Below are 24,792 nucleotides of genomic sequence, written 5' to 3' on the forward strand. Positions count from 1 at the left end.
GGAGCGTTGCGTCTGTGCCTCGAGTCACGCCGAAACCCCTGCCTGTTCGACCCGCACGGTCACGACCTGGCCGGTCATGTTCGCATCCAGCACGCGCAGGCTCACGGTGGCGACGTCGCTCGCGTCCAGCAGCGTGCCCGACGGCTCGTCGCCGAACGCCGCCGTGCGCATGGGCGTCCTGGTGCGCTGCGGGTTGATGCAGTTGATGCGCACGCCCTGGTCGGCCCATTCCTCGGCCAGCGCCTGCGTGAGGTTCACGACGGCTGCCTTGCTCGCCGAGTACACGCCATAGTTCGCCCGGCCCCGCGTGTAGGAGCTCGAGGTGAACAGCAGAACCTGTCCACGCGACTCGCGCAGGTATCTGAACGCGGCGCGGGACACGATCACGGGCGCCAGGAAGTTCGTCTCGATGCTGTTCTCGATGTCACGGACCTTCGTCGTGGCCAGCGGCCCGACGCGCAGTACTCCGGCGGACATGACGACCGCGTCGATCACACCGGTCTTCTCGTAGACGGACTTCAGAGCCTTCTTCACCTTGGCGCGCGAGCGCACGTCCGTGCCCGTGCTGGTCCGGCTGAACTCGTGGACCTCCGCCCCGGCAGCCCGGGCCAGCTCGACGACGCTGGCACCGATGCCGTAGCTGCCGCCGAACACGACGATCGTCCTGCCCGACAGGTCGGGGATGTCCGCGGACGACGACAGGCTTTCGGACTGCAGCTGGAACAGCTTGTCGGCGATGTGCACGTCGATCGGCTCGGTCACCTTCATGTTCTCCGGCGTGCCGTCGACGACGTAGATCGGCACCTCGGGGAGATACGTGAAGACGACGCCGCAGTCATCGGTGGCGTGGAACGACTTGTCCTGAGCCGCGAGCTCGTAGGCGCGGCGGATCGTGCCCAGCCGGAACGCCTGGGGAGTCTGTCCGCGCCGCAGCTGCGAGCGGTCGGGGATCCTCGTGATGTGGGACGCGGCGTCCACCTGGATGATCGTGTCCGCCGAGGGGATCGCGGTGTCGACGGCGTCGTAGTGGTCCAGCGCCTCGACGCACTCGCCGAGGATGCGGTCGTCGACGAACGGCCGCACGGCGTCGTGGAACAGCACCTTGGTCTGCGGGTCGTCTCCGAGCGCGGCCAGCGCGGCGAGCGTCGAGTCGTTGCGCGTGTCGCCACCAGGGATGATCTGAGTGAGCTTGGGGAATCGCTGCGGGTCGCGCAGCGCATCCAGCTCGCTGAGCGAGCCGGCGTTCATCACGATGAGGATCTCGTCGATGTGCGCACTGGCGTTGAGGACCTCGAGGGTGTGCTCGACGATCGCCTTGCCGGCGATCTTGATGAGCTGCTTCGGGATGCCGAGCCCCACGCGGACGCCGATGCCGCCGGCGAGGATCACCGCGACCGTGCGGGAACGCTGATGCGTGATCATCGTCGAGCCCCTTCCTCGTCGTGCGCGGCCTGTGCGACGTCGCGCCCCAGCACGACTCGTGCGAGCCTATCGGCCGCGGAGCGGTCGTCCGTCGGCATCACCCATTCATCCCGCACACGGCGCGCGTCCTCCGCGGTCGCCGCGCCAGCCCGCACCTGCTCCTCGATCTCCTCGATCGAGCGCGCGAGCGGCAGCCCCAGATCCTCGGGATACTTCGCGTAGAAGTCGCGCCGCACCGAGTACTGGTCGAGGTCCGGAGCCAGCAGATACGAGGGCACTCCCGCGACCGCTGCCTCGAACACCGCCGACGAATAGTCGGTGATGAAGATGTCCGCGACGAGCAGCATCTCCTGGGTCGACATTCCCGGCGCGGTCAGCAGATCCGGATGCTGCGGGGTCGGCACGAGCGGATGGAGCTTGGTGACCGTGACGTACCCGGCATCCTTCAGCGCGGCCGTCAGCTCCACCGGATCGGTCGTCGGCAGCGCGCCCTCGGTGCGGAAGGTCGGCGCGAACAGCGCGATCCGGCGACCCGTCAGGTGCGGGTACAGGAAATCGAAAGCGGCCCGCGCCCTGGCCTTCTCTGCGGGATCGCGCAGGCGGTCGACCCGGGGCAGCGGAGCCACGACGACCTTCGAAACGTCGACTCCGAATGCTTCGGCGAACGGCGCCCGGCACCGCTCGGCGCTCGCGATCACGACGTCGTATCCGGCGTGCATGCGCATGGCCCTCGCGAGCCGCGGATCGCGCCCGCCCGCCTGACCCAGGATGCTGAGGCCGAACTTCTTCAGGGCACCGAGCGCATGCCACACCTGGACGATCCTGAGGCCGTCCGAGTGCCGGGTCGCCGACGCGATGATCGAGTAACCGTCGACGATGAGCACGCGGGACGTCTCCGCGTGGTACATCTCCGTGATCAGGTGCAGTGCGTATCCGAACTTGCGCAGGATGCCGGGCGGCACCATCCGAGCCACGAGCACGACCTCGGTCGACGGGTCCTCCCGGAGGATCGCCTGCTTGAGCAGCACGAAGTCGGACGGCGGACGCGCGCTCTGCCGCGTCAGCATCGTGACCTTGTTCCGGCGCGGGAGCGGCCACATCACGAGACTCACGAGGGTCAGGGCGAGGCGCGCGGCGTAGGCGGCGACGATGTCGAGTCGGAGCACCCGGACGAGGCGAGCGATCATGCCGCGACCTTCGCCGTGCCTGCCGTGCGAGCCGGAACATCGGCGAGCTGATCGGCGATGCGCGCACTGGAGCGGCCGTCGAGCGCGCCGCAGAACTCCGCGAGGAAGGCGTCCAGACGAGCCGGCGGGACCTCGGCGCCCGAGATCGCGTCCGCCAGGTCTGCGGCGTCGGTCACGACAGGACCGACGGCGTACTCCTCGAAGGGGCGGTAGAACGAGCGCGCGGCGGTGTACTCGGCGAGATCGGGCACGTAGAACACGATGGGCCGGCGCAGCAGCGCGTACTCGAAGATCGCGGAGGAGTAGTCGGTGACCAGGACGTCCGCAGCCATGAGCACGTCGTTCATGTCCGCGACGGCCGCGGCGTCCACGATCCCGGCCGGCAGGGCGCCCCGTGCCACGAACGGGTGCTGACGGACGCCGATCCGCCAACCTTCGCCCAGAGCGGCGGCGATGCCGGCCCAGTCGGCCTCGGGGGCGGCCTCGGCGCTGCGCTGCCCATTGCCGCGGAACGTCGGGGCGTACACGACGAAGCGCTCCCCGTCCGCGACACCCAGGGCCGCGCGCGTGCGCGCACGTGCGGCGCTGGCCGCGTCGTCGTCGAAGAACACGTCCGACCGCGGCATCCCCCAGGCATGGACCCGCTCACGAGGGATGCCGAACGCCTCGGCGTACTCGCCGATGATGCCCTCGCTGCTGACGATGGCGTCGGTGTAGTTGCGGTGGATCTCGCTGCCGGGCGTGGGACCGCCGGGGAGGCCCGCCCGGCTGTGCCCGACCTGCTTGAAAGCGCCGGCGGCATGCCAGATCTGCACGAGCCGCGCCCCGCGGCGGATCCGGAAGCGGTAGATCAGCGGATAGAAGTCGTCCAGCACGATGACGCTGCTCGTGGCGATCAGGTACGGCAGACGCACGGCATCCCGGATCGATCGTCGCGACGCCAGGCTCGGCTTGAAGACGCCGATGATCTCGGCATCCGGATGCCGGGACGCGAGCGCGTCCCGCAGGTACGCCATGTTGCCCGTGAAGCCGACGTGCGAATCGGACAGGAACAGGAAGCGGCCCGCCGTGATCGGCCGCAGGAGTCGCCAGATCGCGTAGGGGATCAGATAGGGAAGGAACCGGAGTGCGCGCAGCGTCCGGCTCCCTCGCAGCCGCTGTCGCACGAAGAATTCACCTGTTGTTCAACACGATCGGAGGTCGGATCGAGTATATGGCGTGCGAGTGGGAACCCGAGCCGCTCTCAGCCTGCGCGGGCGACCCGGCGCTCCTGCACCGGAAGCAGCAGCAGGAAGCCCAGCAGGAGGACGAGTACGATCCCGAGGATGCCGAACTTCGTCTGCGCGGTCAGGACGATCAGTCCGGTCCATGCCGCCGACGCCATCCAGCTCGCAGCGCGTCCGGTCGTGGCGTACAGGCCGAAGATCTCGCCCTCGCGCCCGGCGGGCGTCACGCGGGCGAGGAACGAACGCGACGCCGACTGCGCCGGACCCACGAACGCGCAGAGCACGAGGCCGCCGATCCAGAAGACGGTGGCACCGGCCTCCACGAGGAAGAAGACCGCGAGACCGGCGACGACCATCGCCCCCAGCGCGAACAGGATGATCCGCTTGGCGCCGAAGCGGTCGTCGAGGCGCCCGGCGAGGATCGTCGAGACGCCGGCGATGAGGTTCGCCGCGATGCCGAAGATCACGAGCTGCAGGAAATCGAACCCGAACACCTGGCCGGCGATCACGGCCCCGAACGCGAACACGCCGCCCAGCCCGTCGCGGAACACCGCGCTCGCCAGCAGGAACCAGAACGTCGGTCGCGTCTCGCTGCTGCGGTAGAGCCCCGCGACATCCTTCACGAGCAGGGCGTAGGAACGGAAGAACCCGACCTGGCGCTCGGGCCGCCCGAGCGACGGCTCCGGCACGTTCAGGAAGATCGGGATGCTGAAGACGATCGCCCACACCGCGCACCCGACAGCGATGATCCGGAACGGAAGACCGCCGTCCTCGGACAGCCCGAACCAGTCGGCCAGGAAGAAGACGACGACGAGCACGAGCGCCACGATCCCGCCGAGGTACCCGAATCCCCACCCGAGTCCCGAGATGCGCCCTATCGTCTTCGGGTTCGCGATGCCGATGAGCATCGCGTTGGAGTTCACCGCCGCGATCTCGCCGAATACGCTGCCCGCGGAGATCAGCGCGACCCCGAGCCAGAACAGCGTCGGCGTCGGCTCGACGAACCACAGGCCGAACATGCACGCGACGAGCGCACCGGTGCCGATCCCGAGCCACAGCTTCTGGCGTCCGGCCGCATCCGCGCGCTGGCCGAGCACGGGGGCGAGCAGGAGGATCGCGAGCCCGGCGATGGTCGACCCGAGCCCCAGCCCGCTGGCCAGCTCCGCCTCGGCGGCGAGCCTTACCGGATCCTCCTCCCCGAGCGCCGCGACGTCGGCCGGCAGGAACTGCTCGGTGGTCAGGTACAGCGCCGTGAAGATAAACGTCAGGATGACGGTGTTGAACGGCTGGGTCGCCCAGTCCCACAGCGCCCACGAGTACACCTGCTTCTTCGGCGCCGGGGTGTCGCCGCGCAGCTCCAACCCGATCACGCCGACCGCTCCGCTGTTCGCGGTGGGCGGCGGGGGCGGAGCGTCATCCGGCGTGGTCATGACTCGAAGTCTGGCCGTGTCCGGTGAACGAGAGGTAGCGACGCGCCGCGCATCATCCGCAGGTCGCCGCGACGAGATCGGCGAACAGCGCCTCGGCGTCGGCATCCACCCGATGCCGGGCGAACCAGCCGCACACGTTGACGCAGTCCCGGTGCAGCAGGTCGAAGCCCTGCGGATTCGCGATCACCTCCACGATCTGGGGCAGATCGATCACGCGCACGCGTCCGGAGTGGACGAGCAGGTTGTACGGCGAGAGGTCGCCGTGCGCGAAACCGGCCCCGGCGAACACGTGCATGAGGTCGACCACCTGGCGGAACAGGTCGGTGAGCTCGTCCCGATCGCCGCGGACCTGGGCAAGCCGGGGCGCAGCCGCACCGCCCGTGCCGATGAACTCCATGAGCAGTTCGGTGCCGCTGACCTGCACCGGATACGGGACGGGAGCGCCGAGCGTCCACATGCGGCAGAGCGCTTCGAACTCCGCGAACGACCACTGCGCCGCCGCCACCTCGCGACCGAAGCCGGTCTTCTTGGCGAGGGCACGGCCGTCGCGGGAGTTCCGGGTGCGCCGGCCTTCGGTGTAGATGCTCGATCGGTGGAAGCTGCTGTGCTCGCTTCCGCGGTACCGCTTGGCCGCCAGCAGCGTGCGTTGCGACGGGTCGTCCGGGACGGCCCGCTCGATGAGGAAGACATCCGCTTCCTTGCCGGTCTTGAGGATGCCGAGCTCGGTGTCGACGGCGCCGGCGCTCGTGACGACCCAGGACGGCCAGGGCTCGGGCCCGCGCTCGGACGGGGTGACGGCCGGCCAAGTGGTCCAGCGCTGGTTCTCGCCGGGCTCGACATCGGCGAAGGACAGGGATGCGTCGAAGGACGCGAAGGGATCGGTCACGGTGGTGCTCCGGGATGGGAGGCCACGCGCGGATCTAGGAGCGGGCGGCCTCGAGGGGAAGGTGGTCGGCGGCAGAGGGCGCGACAACGACGGCGTTCATGTCTCGCTCCTCTCGCTGAGTCCTCCCGGGGATGTCCCGGCGCGCGTCGAGCCTAGCCGCGCCCGCGCTCGCCGTCCACCCCCGGACGAACGGTCGGATGCCTCGGACGTCCGGTCGGGTGCGCGGATCGGCATCCTGCGACCGTAGAAGCATGACCACGACCGCCCCTGTGCCTGTGACCCGCGCCGCCACCCCGACCGTCGAGCGGATGCGCTACGGCGGTCCCGTCGTGCTCATGCTGATGAGCTTCCTGCTCGTCACCGCGGAGTTCTTGCCGAACGGGATGCTCACCGAGATGGCGACCGGCCTCGGCGTCACGCCCGGCCAGGCCGGTCAGACGGTCACGGTGACCGCGCTGGTCGGACTGCTCGTCGCGCCGACCGTCGGTCTGATCTTCCCGCGGCTGGACCGGCGGAGCCTGCTCGTCTGGATGGCCCTCGCCGCCGGCGTCTCGAACCTCGTCGTCGCGATCGCGCCCAACCTCGTGCTCGTGCTGCTCGCGCGCTTCCTGCTGGGAGCGGCGATCAGCGCCTTCTGGTCGATGTCCATCACGGTCGCGGCGCGCATCGCCGGGCCCGAGCGCATCGGTCGGGCGGTGATGTTCACGACGGCGGGGACGTCTCTCGCCACGGTCGCCGGCGTGCCGCTGGGCGTGATGCTGAGCGAGCTGCTGGACTGGCGCGCCGTGTTCGCGCTCGCCGGGATCGTCACGCTGGTTCTCGCGATCGGCCTCCGGACGCTCCTGCCTGCGGTCCCGGCGGCCCAGGCGTCCAGTCTCCGCATCCTCGTCGACACCGTTCGGCGCCCCGGCGTCGGCCTCGGCCTCGCCGGCCACGTGCTCGTCGTGCTCGGACACTTCCTCGCGTATACCTACATCCGTCTCGCTCTGGAGCGGATGCCCGAGGTGGATGCCGGCACCATCGTCCTGCTGCTCGCACTCTTCGGAGCCGGCGGTCTCGTCGGGAACCTCGTGATCGGGTTGGTCGTGGACCGGACCTTCGCCCTCTTCGCCGTGATAGGATCCATCGCGATCGCGGCATCGGTGCTCGGCACGATCCTGTTCCCCGGGTCGATCCTCGCCATCTCGGCCGCCGTGCTCGTGTGGGGCTTCTTCTTCGCCTCCTGGCTCATCGTCGTGAACACCTGGGTCGGGCACCGGATGCCGGATCGGCTGGAGGCCGGCGGCAGCCTGGTGGTCGTCGGCTTCCAGGCCGCGATCATGATCGCGGCCGGTGTCGGCGGCCTCCTCGTCGATGGACTCGGCGTCGAGCTCAACTATCTCGTCGGGGCGGCGCTCCTGGTACTCGGTGCCGTGCTGTTCGGCGCATCCAACCGCGTGCGCGGCTGAGCGGCGGCATCACGGAACCGGGCGGAGCACACGGACGAGCGCGCCGCCGTCCTCGCCGCCGAGCGCGACGACCCAGCCGTCGCCGACCCAGGCGGCCGCGTTCACACCGCAGAGGAACGACAGAGGCTGTCCGCGGAGGTCGGCCGTCGATTCCGTGAACAGCGGACTGTCCGTGAAGAACGGCTCCTGGCAGTGCTCGTGCCGTACGATGACCTCCCGCGCATCGCCCGACCCGGCGACGACGTCGGCCCGGGCGCCGCGCGGATCCTCTTCGGCGCCCCACCACAGCGCCGCGCCGTCCGGATCGGCGGCGACGTGCGGTCGTTCGGCATCCTGGCCCGTACGAGCGAGCTCTGCGCCGTCGGCGTCCAGGACGATGCGGTGGACCGGCGTGGCCAGGAAGATCCGGTCCGCGGTCACGTCGAGGGCGACCGGCGGCAACCCCGGGGCGCTCTCCGGAGAGTCGGCGAAGTGCAGCGGTTCGATGTGCACGACGGTCGTCCGCCCGTCCGCGGGATGGATGCGGAGGACCTCGGCCTCCAGATCCGCGGTCTCCGCAAGCCGGTAGCGCACCAGGTGGACGAGCCCCGCGCGGGCGGCCACGGCGCCGAACGCGAGCCGCACATCGTCGGGACCTGAGACGGTCTCGATCGGAACATCGGTCAGCGTGAGGTCACGGGTGTCGACGATCGACAGCGTCGGATCGCCCGTGCCGCCGCGCACGACGACGAGTCGATCCGCGGACAGCCCTGCCATCGCGGTGACGCCGAAGAGCGGTTCACCCGGATCGAAGGAGTGCTCGGCGACCGTCTCGCCCTCGGCGTCCACGTGCACCCAGGAAGACGCGTTGGCGCTCCAGAATCCGCCTTCGCCGTCGGCGGCCACCATCGTCGTCCCGACGACGATGTCGTCGGGATGCGGGGACCCGACCCCGATGGCCTCGAGCGACCAGCGGTCTTCGGCACTGGTGCAGCCGGAGAGCGCCAGCACGGCGGCGAACGCCAGCGCCACGGTCGCGGACCCGCGTCGACGTCGCACAGCGGAGGGCATGGTCCCAGTCTGTCGGCGACTCTCGTGCGGCGGAAGCCGTCGCCCCGATGGGCACCCCGGTGCCGACGGCGCCTGCGCGTCCGCACTCACCCGTCTCGTAGGCTGGGATCGACCCCCACCCGAGGAGACCCGTGTTCCGTGCGCCTGCCCGCCTCTTCCGCACTCTCGCGATCGCTGAGGCGATCACGTGGACGATCCTGATCGGCGCACTGATCGCCCGCGCGCTGGGCGCACCCGGGATCGTCGTCACGATCGGCGGCGGCATCCACGGCTTCGTGTTCCTCGCCTACGGGGCGACCGCGATCCTCGTCGCCCTCAATCAGCGCTGGCACGTCGGGGTGGCCGTCCTCGCCGTCGTGAGCGCCGTGATCCCCTACGCCACGATCCCCACCGAGATCTGGCTGCACCGGTCGGGACGCCTGCGCGGCGACTGGCGGCTCGAGGCCACGGAGGACCCGCGCGATCGACGCTGGTACGACCGTCTGATGCGCTGGTTCCTGCGCCGTCCGTGGGTGCTGGCGCTGCTGCTCGTGGCGGCGATCGTCGTCCTGTACGTGGTCCTGCTGCTCATCGGCCCGCCCGGAGGCCGTTGACCGGCCGCCGCACGTCAGGCCGGGATGGCCGAGCGCCGGCTCGCGCGCCACATCGACGGGGTCACCCCGGTGTGACGGCGGAACGCCCGGCTGAACCCCTCGTCCGATGAGTAGCCGAGCTCGCGCGAGGTCTCGGACACGCTGCGCCCGGCATCCAGCATCTGCTTCGCCTGACGCATCCGCACTTCCGTGACATAGCTGGCGGGCGACTGGCCGACGGCGGCGCGGAAGCGCTCGGCGAACACCGACCGCGACATCGCGCCCACGGTCGCGAGCAGGTCGACCGTCCAGTCGCGACCCGGCTCCGAGTGGATCGCCTCGACGACGCGATCCAGGAACGGATCCCCCGCCCGCGCTGGCCAGCCCTGCGGCGCGCACCCCGCCTGCGCCCACGCCCGGATGAGGCTCAGCAGCACCGTGGTGACCATCATGCGGCAGATCAACGGGTCGCCCGAGCGCAGTCCGTGCGCGTCCGGATCGACCGGACCCAGGTTCGCGGCGAGTGCCGCCGCGGCCGGCTCGAGCTCGGCGAAACCGGTCACGAAGACGAAGCCGGGGATCCCGTCCACAGCCGCCGAGTCGAGTTCGAGGTCAGCCGTCATCAGCCTCGCGCCGGAGGTCGACTGCAACGCGATCGCCCGGTGACCCATGCTGAGGAAGGCGTCCCCCGCAAGCAGCGTGCGCGGCCCCCGGGCAGGCCCCGCCGATCCGCCGGGGACATCGAGCGTGCATCCCCGGTCGAAGACGACGTCGCCGGTTATCTCGCCCTCGACGACGTACGCCAAGGTGACCTGACCCGCCGGCAACGGGAGGATCCCGTCCTGAGCGAGAGTCGTACGGCGGGCGAAGCCGAGCCGGACATCGAAGGAGGAGAGCACCTCCGCCAGGCGAGCAGGATCGACAGTCGTCATATCCCTCCCAACGACGGCTCGGGGTCCGCTATTCCGGTTCGGCACCGGATGGCCTCGGCCCCGATCCCGGCACCGAACCCGGATCAGGCCGCCGGCAGCCGCGGGATCGCCGAGACGAGCGTCTGCGCGTACTCGGTCCGCGGTGCGTCCAGGATGCCGCGGGTCGTGCCCTCTTCGACGATCCGACCGTCGCGCAGGACGACGGTTCTCTCGCACAGCGCGGCGACGGCGCTGAGGTCGTGCGACACCATGACGAGCGCCAGCCCCGTCTCGCGCCGCAGGCTCCGCAGCAGCTCGATCACCTGGATGCGCGTCGTGACGTCCAGCGCAGAGACCGGCTCGTCCGCCAGCAGCACGCGCGGCTTCGACACCACGGCGCGGGCGATCGCGATGCGCTGCCGCTGCCCGCCGGAGAACTCGTGCGGGTATCGGCCCAGCACATCCTCGTCCAACCCGACCGCGCGCACGGCGTCCGCCACCATCCCCGCGGCAGCCGTGCCGCGCGCGATCCCGAGGGAGCGCAGCGGCTCGCCCACGATCCGGTCGATGCGCTGGCGCGGATCCAGCGACGAGTACGGATCCTGGAACACGGTCTGCACGTCCGTGCGGAATCGGCGCAGGAGCGCTCGGTCCCGCCGGTTCAGCGGCTGCCCGTCGAACAGGACGGCGCCTTCGTCGGGCGCCGCCAGGCCGAGCAGAAGCGAGAAGATCGTCGACTTCCCGGCTCCGGATTCGCCCACGAGCCCCATGGCCTCGCCGGCGGAGACGCCGAAGGTCACGCCGTCGACGACCCGGCGCGCGCCGTAGGAGAATCCGGCGTCCTGCAGCTCGAGGATCATGGGGCCTCCCCTGCCGGAGCGTCGATCGCGGAGTCCAGGGCACGGGCGCTCGCGACCAGGTCCGCGGTGTACGGATGCTGCGGCGCTCCGATCACCTGTGCGACCGCCCCCTGCTCCACCGCCCGGCCCGAGCGCATCACGATCACGCGGTCGGTCATGCGGGCGACGACGGCCAGGTCGTGGCTGATGAACAGCAGCGCCATGTCGCGCTCGGCGACCAGTCGGTCCAGCAGCGTGAGGATCTCGTCCTGCACCGTCACGTCGAGTGCCGTGGTCGGCTCGTCCGCGATCAGCAGCTGGGGCCGCGCGGCCAGCGCGATCGCGGTGGCGACCCGCTGCCTCTGGCCGCCGGACAGCTCGTGCGGGAACGCGCGCGCGATGCGCTCGTCGGGCAGCGACACATCCGCGAGGGCGGTGCGCACGGCATCCTGCAGCGCCTCTCCGCGCAGGCCGAGGTGCCGGCGCATCGGCTCCGCGATCTGCCGGCCGACGCGCATGAGCGGGTCCAGCGCGGTCAGCGGTTCCTGGAACAGCAGCGCCGCGACCGGACCACGCAGCGGACGCAGGGCCCGATCGGCGGCGCCGACGACCTCCCGGCCGCCCAGCAGCACCGAACCGGAGGCCGCGAGAGACGGGCTGAGGAGACCCGTCGCGGCCAGCGACGTGACGGACTTCCCGGATCCGGACTCGCCGATGACGCCCACTCGTTCCCCCGCGGAGACGTCGAAGGACACGTCGTCGACGAGACGGCGGCCGCCGGCTGCGACGGTGAGACCCATCACCTCGAGCAGGCTCATCGCGACCTCCTGCGTGTCGGGTCGGCGAAGTCGCGCAGACCGTCGGCGACGAAGTTGACGCCGAGGACGAGCACGACGAGCGCGACGCCGGGGGCGATCGCGCCGACCGGAGCGGTCAGGACGGTCCCCTGCGCCTCCTGCAGCAGGCGGCCCCAGGACGCGTTGGGCGGCGGGGCGCCCAGGCCGAGGTACGACAGGCTCGCCTCGGCGAGCACGGCGGCGCCGAACTGCAGCGCCAGGTTCACGCTCAGGGTGGGCCAGATGTTCGGCAGCACGTGGAAGGCGATGATGCCGGGCCACCGCGTGCCGCTCGTGCGCGCGGCCGTGATGAACTGCTCGCGCAGGACGCGGTGCGCGAGGATGCGGGTGAGCCGTGCGACGACGGCCGACATCGCGAGCCCGATGGCGAGGATCGCCGACCACAGCGAGGCGCCCTGCACGGCCACGACGAGCATCGCCAGCAGCAGCACGGGGAACGCGATGATGACGTCCAGCGCCGCCGACATCGAGTCGTCCACCCATGGTCGCGCGAACGCCGCGATCAGTCCGATGGTCACGCCGATCACGGCCGCGAGGACGACGGAGCCGAGTCCCACGACGAGGGCGATGCGTGCACCGATCATGAGCTGCGTGAACAGATCGCGTCCGAGCTTGTCGGTGCCCAGCAGATGGGTGCCGCTCGGCCCCTCGAGCCGCCCGCCGCTCACGTCGCCCGGTGCGAACGGCAGCCAGAACAGCGACACCAGCGCGATGAGAACGATGGCGCCCGTGAAGCACAGGCCGATGACGAGGGTCGGGTGGCCGCCGCGACGGCGCTGCGGCGCGGCATCCTCGATCTGCTCCACGACTCCGGTCATCGCGCACCCGCCACTCGGCCGCGCAGCCGCGGGTCGATGATCCGCTGCACGATGTCGGCCAGGAAGCCGACGATCAGGACGAACAGGGTCGACACGACGAGCACGCCCTGGATGTTGGCGAAGTCGTGCTGCTCGATGCCGGTGAGCAGCATGCTGCCGAGCCCGGGCAGCGTGAACACGCTCTCGACGACGACCGCTCCCAGCAGCGTCGTCGACAGTTCGATGCCGAGCACCGCGATCACGGGGACGGCGCCGTTGCGCACGCCGTGACGCACGAGCGCCTCGGCGAGGCCGGAGCCGCCCGCCCGAGCGGTGCGCAGGTAGTCGCTGCCCAGCACGTCGAGCGTGGCGGCGCGGACGTAGCGCGCCAGCGATGCGCTCATGACGATCGCGACCGTGAGGACCGGCAGCGTCAGCGAGCGCAGCGCATCGCCCGGATCCTCCCAGTCGTCGCGCGGGAAGCCACCGGACGGCAGGACGCCGAGACCGAGCGCGAACACCCAGACCAGCAGCATCCCGACCCAGAACACGGGCACGGCGATCCCGAGCTGCGCGAATCCGGAGAGCACAGCGCCGTACCAGGTGTCCGTCTTCACCGCGGCCGTGATGCCGATCACCAGGGAGAGCACCAGCGCGAGAGCGAAGGCGAGCAGCGTCAGGGGGAGCGTGACCTGCAGGCGAGCGGCGATCTCCGGACCGACCGGGAGCGTGCTGATGTAGGACTCGCCCAGATCGAACCGCACCATCTGCCCCGCCCAGAGCAGGAACTGCTCGATGAGCGGGCGGTCCGAACCCACCTGGGCCCGCGCGGCGGCGATCTGCTCCGGTGTGGCGTCCACCGAAAGCAGCGCGTTCGCCGGGTCGCCCGGAAGCAGGCGCAGCAGCACGAAGATCACCATCATGGCGACGACGAGCGACACCACGAGGAACGCGGAGCGGCGGAGCAGATACGTGAGCATGGGGGACAGGAGGATCGCGGGGCGGATGCTCCAGCATCCCACCCCGCGATCCGAATGTTCAGGACTTGGTGATGTCGTACGCGAAGAACTGCGAGTTCAGGCCGTTGACCGGGTACCCGCTGAGATCGCTCGAGGCGACCACGATCTGCGGGTAGAGGTACAACCATACGCTCGCCGCGTCCTCGGCGATCTTCTCGTTCACCTGCGTGAGCAGTGCGGTCTGCTCCTCGGTCGTCGCGGCCTGCTCGGCCTCGGCCACCCACTGCTGCACCTGGGCGTCGTCGTAGCCCCAGTAGAAGTCGGGGTTGCCGTACCAGACGACGTCGCGGTCGTTGACGTGCTCCTGCAGCGTCGCCTCGAAGTCGCGCTCCTGGAAGACCTTCGTGTACCACTCGTCGGCGCTGATGGTGTTGATGTTCACCGTGATGCCGACCTCCGCGAGCTGCGACTGCAGGAACTCGGCCACGGCCGGGTGCGGGTCGTAGCTCGGGGTGTCGAGCGTGAACTCGAACCCGTCCGGGTAGCCCGCCTCGGCGAGCTGCTGCTTCGCGAGGTCCACGTCGTACGGGTTCACGTCGGTGAGGTCCTCATACCACGGATCGGTCGGAGGGACCATCGAGCCGATGAGGGTGCCGTAGTCGCCCCAGATCGAGGTGAGCAGCTTCTCGGTGTCGATCGCGGAGTAGATCGCCTTGCGCACCAGGGCGTCGTCGAACGGGGCGACGCGGTCGTTGAAGGCGAGCAGCTCCTTCGTCGTCGAGGTGCCCTCGCTGATCGTGTAGTCGTCGTTCGAGGCGAACTGCTCGAGGGCGTCCGGGCTCTGGATGCTCGTGATCACGTCGATCTCGCCGGTGAGCAGCGCGTTGTTCTGCGCCGTCGCATCCGTGAAGTACGTGAAGACGACCTCGGCGTTCGCGGCCGGCTCGCCCCAGTAGTCGTCCCAGCGGGTGAGGGTGAGGGTGCTGCCCTGCTTCCACTCGTCGAGCGTGTAGGGGCCGGTGCCGTCCTCGGTCGTGGTGAGGTCGGTGGCGTCGGCGTTCACGATCCAGATGTACGCGAGGTTGTAGAGGAACGAGATCGAGCGCTGCGAGAGGGTGAACACGACCGTGTGGTCGTCCGGGGTCTCGATGCCCGAGATCACGGAGAACGCCGACTTGCGGGCGGACTGCGAGTCCTCGGCCGTGACGGCTTCGACGCTGGCCTTGACGTCGGCCGACGTGAGCGCCTTGCCCGAGTGGAAGGTCACGTCGTCGCGCAGCGTGATCGTGTAGGTCAGGCCGTCCTCGCTGACCTCCTCGCTCTCGGCCAGCAGCGGCTCGACCTCGCCGTCGTCGGTGAGCCGGTACAGCCCCTCGTAGACGTTGCCGTTGAAGGCCTCGGTCACTCCCTGGCCGCCACCCTGGGTGTTGCTGAGGTTCTGCGGTTCGTACAGCGATCCGATGGCGATGGTGGCGTCGGCGGGGTCCTCCGAGGATGTGCTCGACGAGCAGCCGGCGAGGACGAGGGCCGTGGCGACGACGGTCGCCGCGAGCGCGAGGGGCTTTCTCACAGGGGGTCTCCTGCTTTCGGTTCGGGTGTTCGGGTGTTGGGATGCCGGGTCAGGCCGCGGTGTAGATGTCGAAGCCGCCCGTGAAGACGACGTTCTTCTCGCCGGCGCGCACAGGCTGGGTGAAGCGGTTCTGCGCGGGCGGCAGCGGGCAGTTGTACTGCGCCGAGAACCCGCAGGGCGGGACGAAGGCGCGGTTGAAGTCGAGGATCACGGATCCGGCATCGCCGAATCCGGCGCCGTCGTCGCGGCGCACGAACAGGAAGCGTCCGGAGCCGTAGGTCTCGGGGCCGTTGGTCGGATCGCCGAACACGAGCAGCAGCACGCCGCCGTCGTCGAAGGCGGCGAGGCGGTGCTCGGTGCCATCGAGGGTGAAGGTGATGTCACCGGGCACGACGAGATCACGCGTTCCACCGTTGTCGCGGATGTGCTCGAAGGGAACGGTGCGCCCGGCATCCACCGGGGTGAACCGGGCCTCGATGACCCAGGCCGGGTCGTAGTCGTAGGCGTCGATGCGGTCGTACGCGCGGATCGCCGGGGAATCGGCGTCCCAGAACCGCAGGCCGTATTCGGCCTCGCCCGTGGCGATGTCGGTGCGCTGGATCGGTGTCACCGTGACCGAGGCCGGGGCCGCCGCCTGAGCGGCCTCGAGGTCGGGACGCTCGGGACCGACCCAGCGGGTCTCGACGAGAGCGAGGTTGCCGGTGGGGCCGGCGACGGCGGCGTGGCGCTCGTTGCGCCAGCGGGCGTGGTCTTCTTCGGGTGCAGACATGACCGTTCCAGGGTAAGGAGTGCGCGGGAGAAGCGCCGCGATGCGGCGTCATCAGGAGCAACACACATCCACCCGAATGCATTCCGTGCGCCCTGAACGAGGAAAGCTGCTCAGTGAGCGGTCGCGACGCCGATCGCGTCGTGCACGATGACCGCGGCCACCCGCGCGCCTGCCCCGGCGGCGACGATGAGCTGCTGCGGGCCGGGAGCCGCGGCATCCCCGGCGGCGTACAGGCCCGCGACGTCCGTGCGACCCGACCGATCCGTCACGAGATGACCGGAGTCGTCGAGAGCAGGGGAGATCCCGTTGAGGAACGACAGCTCGGTCTCCCACTCCGGGCGGACGAATCCGCCGTCGACCGCTGTGCGGCTGCCGTCCGCGAGTACCACGGCCTCGAGACGTCCGCGCTCGCCGACGAGTTCGACGATCGGATGCCGGGCCACGCCGATCCCGACCGAGGCGAGCTCCGCCTCCTCGGTCGTGGAGACGACGTCCGCGCCGTTCGTGAAGACGGTGAGCCGGGGACTCCACCGGGCGATCAGTCGGGCGCGGTCGGCGAGGTCCTCGGACTCGCCGATGAGCGCCAGCGGGCGGCCCTGCAGATCCCATGCGTCGCAGGCGGCACAGCTGAACAGGCTCATGCCGTAGAAGCCGCGAAGGTTCGGGACCTCGGGCAGCGTCTCGCGCAGACCCGTCGCGAGCAGCACGGTGCGCGCCCTGACCGTCTCGGTCTCCTCGCGCCGGCCGATCCCCGCGACGAATTCCTCGCCGTCGTGGGACAGGCGGGCCACGCGCACACGCGAGCGCACCTCGACGTTCGGGTAGGCGGCCAGCTCCTCGCGGGCGAGGCGGCGCAGCTCGTGCGGCGGGATGCCGTCGCGGGTGAGGAATCCGTGCGAGTTCAGCGTCGCCGCGTTGCGCGGACGGTCGGCGTCGATCACGAGCACGCGCATGAGCGCCCGCCCGAGGTTCAGCGCCGCGGAGAGACCGGCCGGTCCGCCGCCGACCACCAGCACGTCGTACTCAGTCATGCCCGTCCCCCTGCGGCGGGAGCTCTGCCACCAGCGGATGGTCGAAGTCATAGGCGCCAGCCTTGGCGGCGCCGCCGGGGGAGCCGATCTCGTCGAAGAACTCGACGTTGGCCTTGTAGTAGTCCGCCCATTCCTCGGGCAGGTCGTCCTCGTAGTAGACCGCCTCCACCGGGCACACCGGCTCGCAGGCCCCGCAGTCCACGCACTCGTCCGGGTGGATGTACAGAGACCGCTCGCCCTCGTAGATGCAGTCCACCGGACACTCATCGATGCACGCCCGATCCTTCACATCCACGCACGGCAACGCGATCACATACGTCATCGGACCAGCGCTCCGTCGCGCGACACCGCCAGCTGCTCCTCGCGAGGGACGACCTTGACGCGCTCGCGGGTGTGCTCGTGCGTCTCGCCGAGGTGGCGCTCATGCGCGTCGAGGGCGAGCCAGCCGTCCCACGTCGTGTAGACGGTGCCGCGCTCTTCGAGGAGCTCGAGGACATCGGTCCCGGCATCCGCGGCCGACAGCAGTCCCGCTTCGGCATCCGACAGGAGGTGCGTGATCGTCTCGAGCGCGTCCGACTTCGTGTGGCCGATGAGACCCACGGGGCCGCGCTTGATCCAGCCGGTGGCGTACAGGCCCGGCTCCGCGTCCACGCGTCCGGCCTCGTTGGGGACGACCCCGCGAACCTCGTCGAACGGGGCGCCATTCACGCGCGTGCCGTAGTAGCCGACCGCGCGGTACACCGCCTGGACCGGGTACTCGCGGACCTCGTCGGTGATCACGAGAGCCCCGTCGGCATCCGTCCTGGTGCGGGCGAATCGGATGCTCTCGACGCGCCCGTCTCCCTCGATCGAGACCGGGGCATGCCAGAAGTGCAGGTGCAGACGCCGCGAGGCCGTGCCCGCCGGACGGTCGCGCCAGCTGTTGAGAGTGCGCAGCATGACCTTGAGCTGGTTGCTGGACGCCGAAGCCGGATCGACCCCGTCGAAGTCCTCGTCGTGCAGCACGATGTCGACGTCGCGCACCTCGCCGAGCTCGCGGAGCTCGATCGGGGTGAACTTGATGTCGGCGGGTCCGCGGCGGCCGAACACGTGGACGTCGGTGACGGCGGATGCCTCCAGGCCCGAGAGCACGGTGTCGGGCACCTCGGTGGAGCGCAGGTCCACGGCGTGCTTCGCGAGGACGCGGGCCACGTCGAGGGCGACGTTGCCGTTTCCGATCACCGCGACCTCGCGCGCGTCCAGCGGCCACGTGCGGGCGACGTCCGGATGCCCGTCGAACCAGGCCACGAAGTCGGCGGCGCCGTAGGAGCCGGCGAGGTCCACGCCGGGGATGTCGAGAGCGGCGTCCCGGATCGCTCCGGTCGCGAGGATGACCGCGTGGTAGCGCTCGCGCAGCTCGGCCAGCGCGATGTCGCGGCCCACCTCGACGTTGCCGAGGAAACGGATCGTGCGGCGCTCGGCCTCCCCGTCGTCGCCGGCGTCGGGGAACGCGTCGAGCATCTCGTGCAGCGAGTTCACGATGCCCTTGATCCGGGGGTGGTCGGGCGCGACGCCGTAGCGGATCAGGCCGTACGGCGCGGGCAGCGACTCGAACAGGTCGATCTCGACGCGTCCGCCGCGCTCGGCGACGGCATTCGCGAGCAGATTGCCGGCGTAGATCCCGGCGGGGCCGGCGCCGACGATCGCGACGCGCAGGGCGAGGGGAGAGGAGGACATGGGCATGGCCTTTCGGGTGCCGCTCCGCAGAGCGGGCGAACGGGTATCAGATCACGTAGTCGAGGGAGCGGTCGATGGCCCGGCTGAGCCCGGTGTCGACCGCGAGCCCGGCGTCGATCGCCTCGAACCAGCGGGCTCGTGGGGCCGGTTCCTGGACCGATCCGGATGCCGGGAGGGATGCCGCGTCGGGGCTCAGGCGCACGACATCGCCGACGACGATGACCGCCGGCGAGCGGACCTGTCGGGACGCCGCGAGATGCGCGATCGTGCCGAGCGTGCCGATCGTGACGCGCTGGTTCTCGCCGTAGCCGTCCTCGACGACCGCGACGGGGCAGTCGGCTCCGCGCACGCCGGAGGCGAGCACGTGCGCCGAGTGGCCGAGCGTGTTCACGCCCATCAGCAGCACGACCGTGTGCTCGGCGCCGCCGGGCAGCCGCTCGATCTGGTCGTGGGCGCTGACGACGGTGAACGAGGTCGACACCCCGCGGTGGGTGAGCGGGATCCCGGCGACGGCCGGGACCGAGACGGCGCTGGTCACGCCCGGCACGACCTCGACGGCGACGCCGGCCTGTTCGCAGTGCAGCTGCTCCTCGCGTCCGCGTCCGAACACGAACGGGTCGCCGCCCTTGAGGCGGACCACGCGGCGTCCTTCGGAGGCGAGCTGCACGAGCAGGGCGTTGATGCCGTCCTGCGGCACCTTGTGGTGGCCGGGGAGCTTCCCGACGTCCACGATCTCGGCCGTCAGCTCCCCCCCCTCGGCGGCCAGCTGATCCAGGACGGCGCGGGCGCCGAGCCGGTCGGCGACGATGACGTCGGCGTCCTGCAGCGCGCGCAGCCCGCGCAGCGTCAGGAGGCCGGCATCCCCGGGGCCCGCGCCCACGAGCGTGACGAGACCGGTCATCGGGAGCCTCCCTGGGCGAGTCCGCGGCTGCGCAGCAGGCGCCGCTCGAGCGGTCCGAAGATCACGAGCTCGATCAGGATGCCGATCGCGAGGATCAGCAGGATCGTGCCCAGGACGCCGGCGAGGTCGGCGAGTTCGCGGGACTGCTGCAGCATCGAGCCGAGTCCGAAGCCCATCGAGCCGCCGAACGCGATGATCTCGGCCGCCATCAGCGACCGCCACGAGAACGCCCAGCCCTGCTTGAGCCCCGCGACGTAGCCGGGGAGGGCGGCCGGCAGCACGACCGAGGTCGCCAGCTGCCAGCGGCTCGCGCCCAGAACGATGCCCGCACGGCGCAGCTGCGGCGGCACCTGGTCGATGCCGGAGAGCAGCCCGTTGACGATCGAGGGGATCGCGCCCATCAGGATCACGAAGTACACGGTGGCGTCGCTGAGGCCGAACCAGATGATCGCGGCGGGCACCCAGGCCACCGAGGGCAGCACCTGCAGCCCCGAGATGAGCGGGCCGGCAGCACGGCGGAGCGCCTTCCACTCCGCCAGCAGCATCCCGAGCGGGGTGCCGACGGCGATCGCGATGAGGAAGCCGAGGACGCCGCGTTCGAGACTCGTCGCGACCGCCTCCTGCAGGCGGCCGGACTCCCAGGCGTCGCCGAGGGCGGCCGCGACCTGCAGCGGGCCGGGGGAGAGATCCGGGCGGGGCTGGGCGATCACGACGTACAGCTGCCAGGCGGCGAGCAGCACGACGAGCAGGATGACGGGTGGCAGGACCTTGGCCAGCACCCCTCTGCCGCCTGACGAGCGCCGGCCCTCGTCGTTCTGCAGCCGGTCGAGGCCGGTGGAGAGGGTGCTCAGCTCGTCGAAGGTGTCGAGGGGGTTGGTCTTGGCGGTCTCAAGCGGCATTGCGGCGGATCTCCTCACGCAGCTCAGAGGTGATCTCGGCGGCCAGCGCCGACACCTCGGGAGGTTCGATGCGCCGCGCCGTGCTGCCGGAGATCCGCCACTCCCGCGAGATCCGGCCCGGCCGGCTGGAGAGCAGGATCACGCGCTGACCCAGCCGGGCGGCCTCGCGCACGTTGTGGGTGACGAAGACGATCGTGCGACCCGTCGCACGCCACACGCGCTCCAGCTCCTCGTGCAGCAGGTCGCGGGTGATGGCGTCGAGAGCGGCGAACGGCTCGTCCATGAGTAGGACCGGACGGTCCTGCGCCAGGGCGCGCGCCAGTGCCACGCGCTGACGCATGCCGCCGGAGAGCTCGTGCGGGCGCTTGTCCCCGGCATCCGCCAGGTTCACGGTCGCCAGCAGTCGTTGCGCCTCGTCCCTGCGCGCGGCGCGCGCCACCCCGCGCAGCCGCAGGGCGAGCTCGACGTTGCGCCGTGCCGTCAGCCACGGCATGAGGGCGGACTCCTGGAACATGACGGCGGTGCCGGCATCCGGCGTGGTGATCTCGCCCGAGGTGACCGGCTCGAGCCCGGCGACGAGGTTCAGGAGCGTCGACTTCCCGCAGCCCGAAGCGCCGAGCAGGCACACGAACTCCCCCGGCGCGATGTCGAGGGAGACGTCGTCGAGGACGACGGGGCCGGATCCGAACCGCTTGGTCACGTGCGAGATGCGCACGATCGGCTCCGCCGGAGCGGATGCCGGGGCCACCGGGGCGACTCCGTCGAAGCTGGGCGCCAGCGAGGAGGCGCCCGCACTCGCGCGCGCGATGTCGTCGGGCAGGGTCCTCCCCGCGGGCGCCGCCATCATTCCTCCCCGAGGCCGCCGGCGGAGACGGGCTCCTGGCCGTCCGCCTCGAGCAGCGCGTTCAGGGCGGTCAGATCGAACAGCCCGTCGATCGAGCCCTCCTTCTGGGTGCCGGCGGCGAGGCCGCTCTCGACGAGCGTCGTGAAGGTCTCCGCGTGCGGGTCGACCGTGAAGGTCACGTTCTCGAGCGCCCGGGCCAGCACCTCGTCGGAGAGGCCTTTGCCGGTGGCGTCCGTCAGCGCCGCGTTGATGACGTCGGGAGCCTCGGCGGCGTTCTCGTCCAGCCAGGCGACCGAGGCGATGTGTCCCTCGAGCAGCTGCTCGACGACGTCCGGGTGCTCCTCGGCGAACTCGGCGCGCACGAGCAGGACGGTCGTCGGGAAGGCGCCGTCCTCCCACAGCTCGGCTTCGTCGACGAGGACGTGCGCCCCGGCATCCACCACGAGGCGCGAGACCCACGGCTCGGGCAGCCACGCGCCGTCGAGCTCGCCCTTCTGGAACAGGGTGAGCGTCTGGGCGTTCTCGGTCGGGGTGATCGTGACGTCGCCGCCGCCGGAGGTCGAGGTCTCGAAGCCCTCGTCGGCCAGCCAGCTGCGCAGCGCGACGTCCTGCGTGTTGCCCAGCTGCGGGCTGGCGAGATTCGTGCCCTCGAGGTCGGCGACCGACTCGATGCCGTCGCGCACGACGAGAGCGGCCCCGCCGCTCGTCGCACCCGCGATGATGCGCGCCGACTGCCCGCCGGACTGGATGAAGGTGTTGATCGACGGGTTCGGCCCGATGTACGTGGCATCGATCGCCCCGGCGGACAATGCCTCGATCGCGGCCGGCCCGGCATTGAAGATCTCGGTCGACAGGTTCACGTCCTCGCCGAGGGCGTCCTCGAACAGGCCCTGCTCCACGCCCACGAGCGCCGGGGCGTGGGTCACGTTGGCGAAGTATCCGAGGCGGACCTCGTCGACGGATCCTTCCTGCGTGCCGGACCCTTCGGCGGCGGAGGCGCAGCCGGCGAGCATCATGGCACCGAGTCCTAGAGCGGTGAGTGTCGTGGTCCTGCGGGTGATCTTCACGGTTTCGCCTCCTTAGACGTGTTCGGGTGGTGCGGGTTCAGTCGACGACGGTCGCTGCGGCGAGCGTCGCTCCGTCGACGGGGTGGATGAGCAGCAGCGATCCGGCGGCGCGGTTCACGGCGTACGGTTCGAGCGGCAGCTCGGCGGCGAAGCGCAGCCGGACGCGGCCGATCTCGTTCACGGCGAGCCGGTCGGCGTCCTCGTGCGCGAGCGTCTCCAGGTCGCGACGGTCGATGATCTCCGCGATCAGCGCCTGCACGGTCGCGGTGCCGTGCTTGACGAGCACTTTGGCGCCCGGAGCGACGTCTCGAGGGTCCAGCTGGAACAGTTCGACGACCGCCTCGCGACGCGGGGTCGGGGCGGTGCCGGTCGCGACGATGACGGCGCCGCGTGCGGCATCCACCTCGTCGGCGAGCGTCACCGAGATCGACTGCGCGGCCGTGGCGGAGTCCGCTTCGCGGCCGGCGACGCGGAGGCCGGTGATGACGGTCTCGTGGCCGCCGGGGAGCACCTCGACGCGGTCGCCGACGCGGACCGAGCCCGAGGCCACGCGTCCGGCGAAGCCGCGGAAGTCGCGGTACCGCTCGGCCTCGTCCTCGGGGATGCGGGGGTCGAGCCCGCCCTGCGGGCGCAGCACGATCTGCACGGGGAGGCGGAAGGCGGCATCGGCGGACTCGGTCTCGTCCTGCGCGGGCAGCGTCTCGAGCAGCTGGATCAGCGTCGGGCCGGTGTACCAGGGCGTCTGCGGCGACCGGTCGACGACGTTGTCGCCCTCGAGGGCCGAGACGGGCAGCACATGGATGCCCGAAAGACCGAGCTGCTCGGCCACGCGCTCCGTCTCGAGCTCGATCTCGATGAAGCGGTCCTCGTCGTAACCGGTGAGGTCGATCTTGTTGACCGCGACGATCACGTGGGCGACCCGCAGGAGCGACACGACCGCGAGATGACGACGCGTCTGCTCCACGACGCCCTTGCGCGCGTCGACCAGTACGATCACGGCGTCCGCGGTGGCCGAGCCCGTGACCATGTTCCGGGTGTACTGCACGTGGCCGGGGCAGTCGGCCAGGACGAAGCTGCGCTGATCCGTGGCGAAGTAGCGGTAGGCCACGTCGATCGTGATGCCCTGCTCGCGCTCGGCCCTGAGGCCGTCGGTCAGAAGGGCGAAGTCGAACTCGCCGTGCGCGAAGCCGCGGGCGCGCGAGGTCGAGGCGACCTGCTCGAGCTGGTCGGCGAGGATCGCCTTGGCGTCGTGCAGCAGCCGGCCGACGAGGGTGGACTTGCCGTCGTCGACCGACCCCGCCGTCGCGAACCGGAACAGCGTCTGCTCCCCCGCCCCTTCGTTCGTCGGGCGGTCTTCCCCTTCGTTCGTCGGGCGGGCGTCCGTCCCCTCGTTCGTCGGGCGGCCGTCCTCCCCCTCGTTCGTTGAGCGAGCCGAAGGCGAGTCGAAACGCGGTGCCGAAACGCTCGTGATGTCGATGCTCATCAGAAGTACCCGTCCTTCTTGCGGTCCTCCATGGCGGCCTCGCTGATGCGATCGTCCGCCCGCGTGGCGCCGCGTTCGGTGAGCGTCGACCGCGCGACCTCGGCGACGACCGAGGCGGTGTCTGCGGCATCCGACTCCACGGCGCCCGTGCAGCTCATGTCGCCGACCGTCCGGTAGCGCACGACGCGCTTCTCGACTTGCTCGTCGGGACGCGGAGCGGAGAACTCGCCCACGGCCCACCACATGCCGTCCCGGCGGAAGACCTCGCGCTCGGCGGCGTAGTACAGCGGAGGGAGCGCGATGCCCTCGCGTTCGATGTAGCGCCAGACGTCGAGCTCGGTCCAGTTCGAGATCGGGAAGGCGCGCACGTGCTGCCCGGGCAGATGCCGCCCGTTGTACAGGCTCCACAGCTCGGGGCGCTGGTTGCGCGGGTCCCACTGGCCGAACTCGTCGCGGAGGGAGATGATGCGCTCCTTGGCGCGCGCCTTGTCCTCGTCGCGACGGGCGCCGCCGAAGACGGCGTCGTGCTTGCCCGCGGCGATCGCGTCCAGCAGCGGCTGGGTCTGCAGGGTGTTGCGCGTGCCATCGGGGCGCTCGGTCAGGCGGCCGTCGTCGAGGTAGTCCTGCACGCGGGCGACCTCGAGGGTCAGCCCGAGTTGCGCCACGGTCTCGTCGCGGAACGCGATGACCTCGGGGAAGTTGTGCCCGGTGTCGACGTGCAGCACGGGGAACGGCACGCGGCCGGGCGCGAACGCCTTGGTGGCCAGGTGCAGCACGAGCACCGAGTCCTTGCCGCCGGAGAAGAGCAGCACCGGTCGCTCGAACTCGGCGACGACCTCGCGGATGATGTGGATGGCCTCGGCCTCGAGCACGTCCAGGGCGCTCAGGCGGCCGGCCGCGATCGGGGCTTCCTCCTCGTTCGTTGAGC

The 24,792-nt window shown here is 70.7% G+C and carries 23 protein-coding genes and 1 pseudogene; 2 read left to right on the forward strand and 22 right to left on the reverse strand.

The window, feature by feature from the left end:
- Positions 1-24 precede the first annotated feature (24 nt).
- From AC3RXZ_RS11775 to AC3RXZ_RS11795, 5 genes are all read right to left on the reverse strand, one after another.
- Complete coding sequence (locus tag AC3RXZ_RS11775) at positions 25-1,422, reverse strand: SDR family NAD(P)-dependent oxidoreductase (protein ID WP_491494146.1); 1,398 nt, start codon at positions 1,420-1,422, stop codon at positions 25-27.
- Complete coding sequence (locus AC3RXZ_RS11780) at positions 1,419-2,609, reverse strand: CDP-glycerol glycerophosphotransferase family protein (protein ID WP_491494147.1); 1,191 nt, start codon at positions 2,607-2,609, stop codon at positions 1,419-1,421. The genes AC3RXZ_RS11775 and AC3RXZ_RS11780 overlap by 4 nt, the downstream gene beginning before the upstream one ends.
- A complete protein-coding gene (locus AC3RXZ_RS11785; RefSeq protein ID WP_491494148.1) occupies positions 2,606-3,775 on the reverse strand; it encodes a CDP-glycerol glycerophosphotransferase family protein in 1,170 nt (389 codons plus the stop codon). Before AC3RXZ_RS11785 ends, AC3RXZ_RS11780 begins: the two co-directional genes overlap by 4 nt.
- A 77-nt stretch (positions 3,776-3,852) precedes the next feature.
- Positions 3,853-5,265 (reverse strand): MFS transporter, encoded by a 1,413-nt coding sequence (locus tag AC3RXZ_RS11790; protein ID WP_491494149.1) that lies wholly within the window; start codon positions 5,263-5,265, stop codon positions 3,853-3,855.
- Between the two features lie 52 nt (positions 5,266-5,317).
- Positions 5,318-6,151 (reverse strand): serine protein kinase RIO, encoded by an 834-nt coding sequence (locus AC3RXZ_RS11795; RefSeq protein ID WP_491494150.1) that lies wholly within the window; start codon positions 6,149-6,151, stop codon positions 5,318-5,320.
- 251 nt (positions 6,152-6,402) lie between these two features.
- Between AC3RXZ_RS11795 and AC3RXZ_RS11800 the strand changes: the two genes are divergently transcribed.
- Positions 6,403-7,599 carry an MFS transporter gene (locus AC3RXZ_RS11800; RefSeq protein ID WP_491494151.1) on the forward strand — a complete coding sequence of 399 codons (1,197 nt, stop codon included), beginning with the start codon at positions 6,403-6,405 and terminating at the stop codon, positions 7,597-7,599.
- Between the two features lie 9 nt (positions 7,600-7,608).
- On the opposite strand, the gene AC3RXZ_RS11805 is transcribed toward AC3RXZ_RS11800, so the two are convergent.
- Complete coding sequence (locus AC3RXZ_RS11805) at positions 7,609-8,649, reverse strand: hypothetical protein (RefSeq protein ID WP_491494152.1); 1,041 nt, start codon at positions 8,647-8,649, stop codon at positions 7,609-7,611.
- 131 nt (positions 8,650-8,780) lie between these two features.
- Here AC3RXZ_RS11805 and AC3RXZ_RS11810 point away from each other — a divergent pair, with 131 nt between their 5' ends.
- Positions 8,781-9,242, forward strand: coding sequence for a DUF3817 domain-containing protein (locus AC3RXZ_RS11810; protein ID WP_491494153.1), 462 nt, complete (start codon positions 8,781-8,783; stop codon positions 9,240-9,242).
- Positions 9,243-9,256: 14 nt separating this feature from the next.
- On the opposite strand, the gene AC3RXZ_RS11815 is transcribed toward AC3RXZ_RS11810, so the two are convergent.
- From AC3RXZ_RS11815 to cysD, 16 genes and pseudogenes are all read right to left on the reverse strand, one after another.
- The gene (locus tag AC3RXZ_RS11815; protein WP_491494154.1) at positions 9,257-10,153 is read right to left on the reverse strand and encodes a helix-turn-helix domain-containing protein; all 897 of its coding nucleotides are present in this window, start codon (positions 10,151-10,153) and stop codon (positions 9,257-9,259) included.
- Between the two features lie 83 nt (positions 10,154-10,236).
- The gene (locus tag AC3RXZ_RS11820) at positions 10,237-10,992 is read right to left on the reverse strand and encodes an ABC transporter ATP-binding protein (RefSeq protein ID WP_491494155.1); all 756 of its coding nucleotides are present in this window, start codon (positions 10,990-10,992) and stop codon (positions 10,237-10,239) included.
- The gene (locus AC3RXZ_RS11825; RefSeq protein ID WP_491494156.1) at positions 10,989-11,789 is read right to left on the reverse strand and encodes an ABC transporter ATP-binding protein; all 801 of its coding nucleotides are present in this window, start codon (positions 11,787-11,789) and stop codon (positions 10,989-10,991) included. The genes AC3RXZ_RS11820 and AC3RXZ_RS11825 overlap by 4 nt, the downstream gene beginning before the upstream one ends.
- Complete coding sequence (locus tag AC3RXZ_RS11830; RefSeq protein ID WP_491494157.1) at positions 11,786-12,646, reverse strand: ABC transporter permease; 861 nt, start codon at positions 12,644-12,646, stop codon at positions 11,786-11,788. The genes AC3RXZ_RS11825 and AC3RXZ_RS11830 overlap by 4 nt, the downstream gene beginning before the upstream one ends.
- The gene (locus tag AC3RXZ_RS11835; protein WP_491494361.1) at positions 12,643-13,605 is read right to left on the reverse strand and encodes an ABC transporter permease; all 963 of its coding nucleotides are present in this window, start codon (positions 13,603-13,605) and stop codon (positions 12,643-12,645) included. The genes AC3RXZ_RS11830 and AC3RXZ_RS11835 overlap by 4 nt, the downstream gene beginning before the upstream one ends.
- 58 nt (positions 13,606-13,663) lie before the next feature.
- Positions 13,664-15,154: an ABC transporter substrate-binding protein gene (locus AC3RXZ_RS11840; protein WP_491494158.1), complete on the reverse strand. Its 1,491-nt coding sequence runs from the start codon at positions 15,152-15,154 to the stop codon at positions 13,664-13,666.
- A gap of 49 nt (positions 15,155-15,203) precedes the next feature.
- Positions 15,204-15,923 carry a DUF1684 domain-containing protein gene (locus tag AC3RXZ_RS11845; protein ID WP_491494159.1) on the reverse strand — a complete coding sequence of 240 codons (720 nt, stop codon included), beginning with the start codon at positions 15,921-15,923 and terminating at the stop codon, positions 15,204-15,206.
- A 110-nt stretch (positions 15,924-16,033) separates the two neighbouring features.
- A complete protein-coding gene (locus tag AC3RXZ_RS11850; RefSeq protein ID WP_491494160.1) occupies positions 16,034-16,954 on the reverse strand; it encodes an NAD(P)/FAD-dependent oxidoreductase in 921 nt (306 codons plus the stop codon).
- The gene (gene fdxA / locus AC3RXZ_RS11855) at positions 16,947-17,276 is read right to left on the reverse strand and encodes a ferredoxin (protein WP_491494161.1); all 330 of its coding nucleotides are present in this window, start codon (positions 17,274-17,276) and stop codon (positions 16,947-16,949) included. The genes AC3RXZ_RS11850 and fdxA overlap by 8 nt, the downstream gene beginning before the upstream one ends.
- Positions 17,273-18,676 carry an FAD-dependent oxidoreductase gene (locus AC3RXZ_RS11860; RefSeq protein ID WP_491494162.1) on the reverse strand — a complete coding sequence of 468 codons (1,404 nt, stop codon included), beginning with the start codon at positions 18,674-18,676 and terminating at the stop codon, positions 17,273-17,275. Before AC3RXZ_RS11860 ends, fdxA begins: the two co-directional genes overlap by 4 nt.
- Before the next feature lie 40 nt (positions 18,677-18,716).
- Positions 18,717-19,571: a uroporphyrinogen-III C-methyltransferase gene (cobA, locus tag AC3RXZ_RS11865; RefSeq protein ID WP_491494163.1), complete on the reverse strand. Its 855-nt coding sequence runs from the start codon at positions 19,569-19,571 to the stop codon at positions 18,717-18,719.
- Positions 19,568-20,470 (reverse strand): ABC transporter permease, encoded by a 903-nt coding sequence (locus tag AC3RXZ_RS11870; protein WP_491494164.1) that lies wholly within the window; start codon positions 20,468-20,470, stop codon positions 19,568-19,570. The genes cobA and AC3RXZ_RS11870 overlap by 4 nt, the downstream gene beginning before the upstream one ends.
- Complete coding sequence (locus AC3RXZ_RS11875) at positions 20,460-21,317, reverse strand: ABC transporter ATP-binding protein (protein ID WP_491494165.1); 858 nt, start codon at positions 21,315-21,317, stop codon at positions 20,460-20,462. Before AC3RXZ_RS11875 ends, AC3RXZ_RS11870 begins: the two co-directional genes overlap by 11 nt.
- Positions 21,314-22,330 carry an ABC transporter substrate-binding protein gene (locus AC3RXZ_RS11880; RefSeq protein ID WP_491494362.1) on the reverse strand — a complete coding sequence of 339 codons (1,017 nt, stop codon included), beginning with the start codon at positions 22,328-22,330 and terminating at the stop codon, positions 21,314-21,316. Before AC3RXZ_RS11880 ends, AC3RXZ_RS11875 begins: the two co-directional genes overlap by 4 nt.
- 88 nt (positions 22,331-22,418) lie before the next feature.
- Positions 22,419-23,864 (reverse strand): sulfate adenylyltransferase subunit 1, encoded by a 1,446-nt coding sequence (locus tag AC3RXZ_RS11885; RefSeq protein WP_491494166.1) that lies wholly within the window; start codon positions 23,862-23,864, stop codon positions 22,419-22,421.
- Positions 23,864-24,772: pseudogene (gene cysD / locus AC3RXZ_RS11890) on the reverse strand (sulfate adenylyltransferase subunit CysD); the annotation flags it as partial. The pseudogene cysD and the gene AC3RXZ_RS11885, both read right to left, overlap by 1 nt.
- Positions 24,773-24,792: the final 20 nt, after the last annotated feature.

The organism is Microbacterium cucumeris, assembly GCF_058349845.2.